Origin of the sequence: Tangfeifania diversioriginum (genome assembly GCF_900141875.1) — a bacterium.
GTDB classification, from domain to species: Bacteria; Bacteroidota; Bacteroidia; order Bacteroidales; family Prolixibacteraceae; genus Tangfeifania; species Tangfeifania diversioriginum.
Genome location: NZ_FQZE01000033.1, coordinates 39026 through 45498, shown reverse-complemented (window position 1 = coordinate 45498; position 6473 = coordinate 39026). Strand labels below are relative to the sequence as shown.

General features: G+C 45.1%; 5 protein-coding genes and 1 pseudogene. 2 read left to right on the top strand and 4 right to left on the bottom strand.

The window, feature by feature from the left end; genetic code table 11:
• The first annotated feature begins 273 nt into the window (after window positions 1-273).
• On the top strand, window positions 274-684 hold the full coding sequence (locus BUC07_RS17235) for a hypothetical protein (RefSeq protein WP_139279628.1): 411 nt from the start codon (window positions 274-276) through the stop codon (window positions 682-684).
• On the opposite strand, the pseudogene BUC07_RS20725 reads toward BUC07_RS17235, so the two are convergent.
• A pseudogene (locus BUC07_RS20725) lies at window positions 678-962 on the bottom strand (transposase); the annotation flags it as partial. The gene BUC07_RS17235 and the pseudogene BUC07_RS20725 sit on opposite strands and share 7 nt — an antisense overlap.
• A 453-nt stretch (window positions 963-1415) precedes the next feature.
• The gene (locus tag BUC07_RS17225) at window positions 1416-3020 is read right to left on the bottom strand and encodes a fumarate hydratase (protein WP_073172579.1); all 1605 of its coding nucleotides are present in this window, start codon (window positions 3018-3020) and stop codon (window positions 1416-1418) included.
• Window positions 3021-3193: 173 nt separating this feature from the next.
• Here BUC07_RS17225 and BUC07_RS17220 point away from each other — a divergent pair, with 173 nt between their 5' ends.
• On the top strand, window positions 3194-4714 hold the full coding sequence (locus tag BUC07_RS17220) for an alpha/beta hydrolase (RefSeq protein ID WP_073172577.1): 1521 nt from the start codon (window positions 3194-3196) through the stop codon (window positions 4712-4714).
• Window positions 4715-4779: 65 nt separating this feature from the next.
• Here the strand turns inward: BUC07_RS17220 and BUC07_RS17215 are convergent, their stop codons facing one another.
• Window positions 4780-5028, bottom strand: coding sequence for a GlsB/YeaQ/YmgE family stress response membrane protein (locus BUC07_RS17215; protein WP_073172574.1), 249 nt, complete (start codon window positions 5026-5028; stop codon window positions 4780-4782).
• Between the two features lie 83 nt (window positions 5029-5111).
• On the bottom strand, window positions 5112-6467 hold the full coding sequence (locus BUC07_RS17210; RefSeq protein ID WP_073172591.1) for an MFS transporter: 1356 nt from the start codon (window positions 6465-6467) through the stop codon (window positions 5112-5114).
• Window positions 6468-6473: the final 6 nt, after the last annotated feature.

Genomic DNA, 6473 nt, shown 5'->3' with positions numbered 1-6473 from the left:
GAAAAAGCCACTTTTGGAGAGACTGAACTATTCATAAATTTTAAAAATATGAATAAAGTTCAGGTTAATCCCGACTTAGATGAAGTTGAACTTTTTTAAAAAAAGTTTTACTGAATCTTAGTCGTCCCGATAGTCATCGGGAGAGATAGGGATTATTTGTGAATAATCCGGGCTGAAAGTGTGATGAGGATAATTCTGAAAAATTAACCGGTTTTGGAACTGGTTTTATGAAATCAGGATCAGCTGCAAAAAAGCCCCGGCAAATCACAGCTTTTGTGGGAAGCTCATTTGCACCTGAAAAAACCTGCAAAACAACACCACACACCTAGCCTGTTTGGCAGCGAACATAAAAAGTTTCAGTTGCCGGCATTTCAGCATGAAAAGCTGGAAGACGCTTACGATGAAATTGAACTGCTGGGGTTCCCGCTGAGCGTAAACAATTTTGATATGCTGCAAACCAGCTTCAGGGGGCAAATAATGGCCAGAGACCTCGCAAATAATATCGGCCGGAAGGTAAAAATGACCGGCAACCTGGTAACCATAAAATACGTGCGTACCATCAAAAGAGAAATTATGCATTTTGGCACTTTCCTCGACTATACCGGTGAATTTTTCGACACCGTTCATTTTCCTGATTCATTAAAAAAATACCCGTTCAGGGGAAATGGCGTTTACCTGATATAAAATGCTTTCAATATCGAAAACTTCAACTGATGGAACAGAATTCCGCTTGATAGGCATACTATTCGGTGGCAACTGGTACACTGGCGGTCATATTTGCGCTTCCCCTTACAATAGTTGATATGTCCACAATTTGGGCTAACAAAACCATTCTCCAATTTCAATTCAATGAGATATTCATAACAGGCATTTTCGTCAGGAAAACGTTGCTGAAATTCAAAAATCGTTCTCTTTGTCGTCCACAATGATGAAGGCGGGCCTGCCCGACTGAAACCAACCAAACAAGCCTGCCATTTATTACCTTGATTTATAACTGCTTGAAGAAGTCATTCCCTTTGTTATCAACGATGATGAAGGCGGGCCTGTCCGCCGGAATCTCCCCAGTAATAATTTTATTGTAAACCTTAAAGCTGTTGAAAGAAATCGTTCCCTTTGTTATCAACAATGATGAAGGCGGGCCTGCCCGACTGCGTCATTCAGGCAGGCCTGCCCGACTGAAACCAACCAAACAAGCCCGCCATTTATTACTTTGATTTACAACTGCTTAAAAAAGTCATTCCCTTTGTCATCTACTATGATGAAGGCGGGCCTGCCCGACTGAAACCAACCAAACAAGCCTGCCATTTATTACCTTGATTTATAACTGTTTGAAGAAGTCATTCCCTTTGTTATCAACGATGATGAAGGCGGGCCTGTCCGCCGGAATCTCCCCAGTAATAATTTTATTGTAAACCTTAAAGCTGTTGAAAAAAATCGTTCCCTTTGTTATCAACGATGATGAAGGCGGGGAAATTCTCCACTTTAATTTTTCGAACAGCTTCCATCCCCAGCTCTTCAAAATCGATTACCTCAACCGATTTAATGCTGTCTTTGGCCAGGATAGCTGCCGGTCCGCCGATGGAACCGAGGTAGAAACCGCCATGTTTTTTACAGGCATCGGTAACCTGCTGCGAACGGTTGCCTTTGGCCAGCATCATAAGCGAGCCGCCCTGACTTTGGAATTCATCCACATACGGATCCATTCGCCCTGCCGTGGTTGGTCCAAAACTACCGGAAGCCATGCCTTTTGGCGTTTTGGCCGGGCCGGCATAATATACCGGGTGTTCTTTGAAATAATCGGGCATCGGTTTACCTTCGTCGAGCATTTTTTTGATGCGGGCATGCGCAATATCGCGGGCCACAATCAACGTTCCGCTAAGATTCAGCCTTGTTTTTACAGGATGTTTCGATAACTCTTTGCGTACTTCCTCCATTGGGCGATCGAGGTCGATATCCACCGCCGGCTGTAAATGAGGTGCTTCTTTGGGCAGGAACCTTGCCGGATTTTTCTCCAGCTCTTCCAGGAAAATACCCTCGGCGTTAATTTTGGCTTTGACGTTGCGGTCGGCACTGCAACTCACACCCAAACCAACCGGACAGGAAGCTGCGTGGCGCGGCAAACGGATTACACGCACATCGTGCACAAAATATTTTCCGCCAAACTGCGCTCCCACTCCGCTCTCACGGCAAATCTGCTCCACTCTCTTTTCCCACTCCAGGTCGCGGAACGCCTGGCCGCCTTCGTTGCCTTCGGTAGGCAGGTTGTCATAATATCCGGCAGAGGCTTTTTTTACTGTGGCCAGTGTAGCTTCGGCCGAAGTACCTCCGATAACCAGCGCTAAATGGTAAGGCGGGCAAGCCGAAGTTCCCAAATCCATAATCTTTTCTTTCACAAATTTCGTCAGGTTTTCTTCGGTAAGCAACGATTTGGTTTGCTGGTACAGGAAAGTTTTATTTCCTGAACCTCCTCCTTTGGTTACAAATAAAAACTCGTAACTGTCGCCTTCTTCGGCATAAATATCGATTTGCGCAGGCAGATTGGTTCCGGTGTTTTTTTCTTCGGTCATGGTAAACGGAACTACCTGCGAATACCTCAGGTTTTTATCTTTATACACATCATAAATTCCCTGCGACAAATGTTTGGCATCGTTGGCTCCGGTAAATACATTCTCGCCCTTTTTGCCAATTACAATGGCTGTTCCCGTATCCTGACAAGTGGGAAGTTCACCTTCTGCCGATACCACCTGGTTCAACAGCATGGTATGCGCCACAAAACGGTCGTTATCCGTGGCTTCCGGATCTTTCAGAATATCCGCCAGCTTTTGCAGATGGGCGGGCCTCAGGTAAAACGACACGTCTGAAATTGCTTCGCGTGCCAGCAGTTCCAGGCCTTTCGGATCAACTTTTAAAATTTTACGGCCATCCAGTTCACTGATTGAAACATAATCTTTGGAAAGCAACTTATATTTCGTATCATCTTTCTGAATGGGAAATGGTTTTTGGTATTTAAATTCGGTCATCTTTTAAGTGTTAAAATTCAACTTATTCACAAATATAAAACTATTCGCTATTTTAGATTTCAATAATTCAAATATGAACAGGAAGTTTAACTTTCTGCCAACTTTATTAATTTCACGGCAACCGAAAATGATTATTTGTACATTTATCATTTTTAAATAAAGGTGTATCAAAAATGAAAACAAAGCTGCTACTTCTCTTTATAATTACCTTTTTCACTGCCCGGTTCCTGATCGCCCAAACCAGTTCACTCACTGTAAAAACATGGATTTCTGAAGAATTAAAAACGAATACAAAACCCGAAGGCCGGATTTTTCTTTTTATAGCAGAAAGCAGTGGTCGCGAGCCCCGCCTGAGTAGCTCGCCGGGCGGTTCAACCCAAATATTTGCTACCAATATTGAAAACTGGAAGGCTGGCGAAATATTCACGTTCAATAGTTCAGCCGAACTATCCCGGTCGAAATCCATTTCGCTGGATGAAATCCCCGACGGGAATTACAGGCTGCAGGTTTTATGGGATCAGAACCGCGAAGCCTCACACATAAATGCCGCAGGAAACCTGTACAGCCAGGTAATGCGGATTCAACTTTCGGGCAACCTGGATGTAGAACTCTCGCTGGAAAATAGTATTCCACCGCAGGAACTGGCAAAACACAAGTTACTGAAAGAGGTAAACATAAAAAGCGAAATACTGACCGAATGGTGGGGCAAAGAGATGCGGTTAAAAGCCGCCGTTCTGCTGCCGCCCGCATTTCACGATGAACCGGAAAAGCATTTCCCGGTGCGTTACAGCATTGCCGGATACGGCGGCCGCTACACGCGGGCCAACCGCTTTGTGGAATGGGACACCAACTTCATGGACTGGTGGCAATCGGATGAATCACCCGAGGTGATAAATGTTTTTCTCGATGGCGAAGGCCCGTTTGGCGATTGTTACCAGCTCAACTCCGAAAACAGCGGCCCATACGGAACTGCATTGACCGAGGAGCTGATTCCGTACATCGAAAATAAATACCGGGCTCTCGGAACACCAGAAACACGATTTCTCGACGGATGCAGCACCGGTGGCTGGGTTTCATTGGCATTGCAGCTTTTTTACCCCGACTTCTTTGGCGGCTGTTTTTCCTATAGCCCCGACCAGGTGGACTTTGAAAACTGCCAGCTCATTAACATTTATCGCGATAAAAATGCTTTTTACAACGAATACGGTTACCTGCGGCCAATTATACGCGACGTTACCGGTGAGCCGGCGGTTTCGCAAAAAGCGTTTATTCAGCATGAAAGTACGCTGGGATGGAACAACACCTACACTACTTCGGGCGGGCAGTTTGGTGCATTCACCGCACTGTTCAGCCCCAGGGGAAAAAACGGATTGCCGGTGGCGCTGTTCGATCCTGAAACCGGTGAGATTGACCACGAAGTAGCAGAACACTGGCGTAAATACGATTTGAAACATTACGTGGATACCAACTGGGAAACGCTCGGCCCGAAAATACAAGGTAAAATCTGGATTTGGATGGGCGACATGGACAACTTTTTCCTCAATCCTGCGCTGCGGGCTTTTGACGAAATGCTGAGAACAAAAACCAATCCTGAATCGGATGCAGTAATTCACTTTTCTCCAATGGCAGGGCATTGTTCAGAATACAGCCACATTAAAGTGCTGAATCAGATAAAAGAGAAGCTGGAAAAATAGAAAATTTGAAAATATCCGTCGAGCGGTTGGAACCGCTTGACGGGTAAAACCGCTTGACGGATGTGTTATGATTCCAGAATCTTTTTCAGCAAGTTCACCGCAAACAGGAAAACAATGGCACCTATAACAGCAGTAACAAGCGTACCGATAATTCCGTGGCGGATGTAAATTCCCATTTCAGGAAGGAGCCAGTTACCAACAACAGCTCCGATAATTCCAATTACAATATTCAGCAAACAACCATAGCCTTTGCCCCGCACAATTAAACCAGCAATTGCCCCGGCTGCCAGCCCGATTAAAAGTACATACAACATATTTCAGTTTTGTAAAATTCAAACAAAAAAGAAAAGGTTGCTTCCGGTTATTGTAACCCAGGAAACAACCTCTTCAAAACATTTTATCGCACAACTGCTTCCTCCTCAGGAGCATTCTGTTTTTTATTCTTTATCCAAATAGAAAAAATAATGAACAGCACTACAAGGATTACCGGCAAAATGGCCATATTTCGTAGTGTTACCTGTGCCCCGGACGTGCCTATTGACTCGCCCATAATAGGCAGCACCATTGAGGTGGCCACAAACCCGGCTCCTCCCAGAATCGACATTCCCAACGCTCCGGTTTTGGGTGTATATTCTGCTGCAGCGCCAATCATTGTGGGCCAGAAATAACACACACCAACGGCAAATACAGCGGCTGAAAGAACGGTTAAAACAGGTCCGTTGGTTACACTCAGCAACAGCAATCCGGCAACTGAAATAACTGCAGACCCCAGGAGAACACCCGGTGTATTTAAACGATGAATTAAACCGCCGGCAAAATAACGGCCCACCGCCATTAAACCGGTCACCACCGCCAGAATTATCATGGGATGAATCCCTTTATCTGCCAGTAAAAGTTCAATAAATTGTGTGGTCCCCAGTTCTGTTGAGGCGGTAAGCAGCATGCAGGCAAATATGAAAGGAAACAGCAGTGTTATTTTGTTAACGGCTTTTCCTTCAATAATTATAAAGACAGCAATTACGGCAATGATTATTAACGGCACAGAATAATTTGCAGTAATGGCATGAGAAATGGACGAAACATTGGCAACCAGTATCATAAAAATTACAGCAAGTGTTATTGTAATCGGAGCACCTACATTGCGCATCATCTCTTTATAACTCACCCCGGAGGCAACACGTTCGGTTTCCGGGATTTTCTGACCGAAAAACAGGAATCCGTAGATAGCAAGCGGAATAAACAACAGGCCAACCAATACCTGCCACGGCAAATTCAGACTGTCCATTACAATTGCTGCAAGCAAACTGCCGATGACGATTCCTCCCGGGAACCACACATGAAACCGGTTCAGCATTTTCGATTTCTTCTCAGGATAGAGTGCCGTTACCAGCGGATTACAGGCAGCTTCCACACTGCCGTTTCCAAGCCCTATTAACACATTGGCAAGAAACAATGAAGTGTAATCTTTTGCTAAAAGCAGCAGCACAATTCCCACTAAATGCAGGCCGAATGCCAGCCAAACAATGGTACGGGTTTTAACAATATCAATAATATAACCGCCGGCGAACATCGCCACGGCAAATCCCCAGAATGCAGGTGCCAAAGCGCGGCCAACCTCCTCGGGGGATAATCCATAATCATCGGTAAAAACAGATGCGATTCTGGCTCGGATGGCAAAAGTGATGGCTGTTACCAACAACGCCAGGCAGCTCGCCACAAAAAGTCTCGTTCGGTTTACATTCACATTTTCCATAATTTT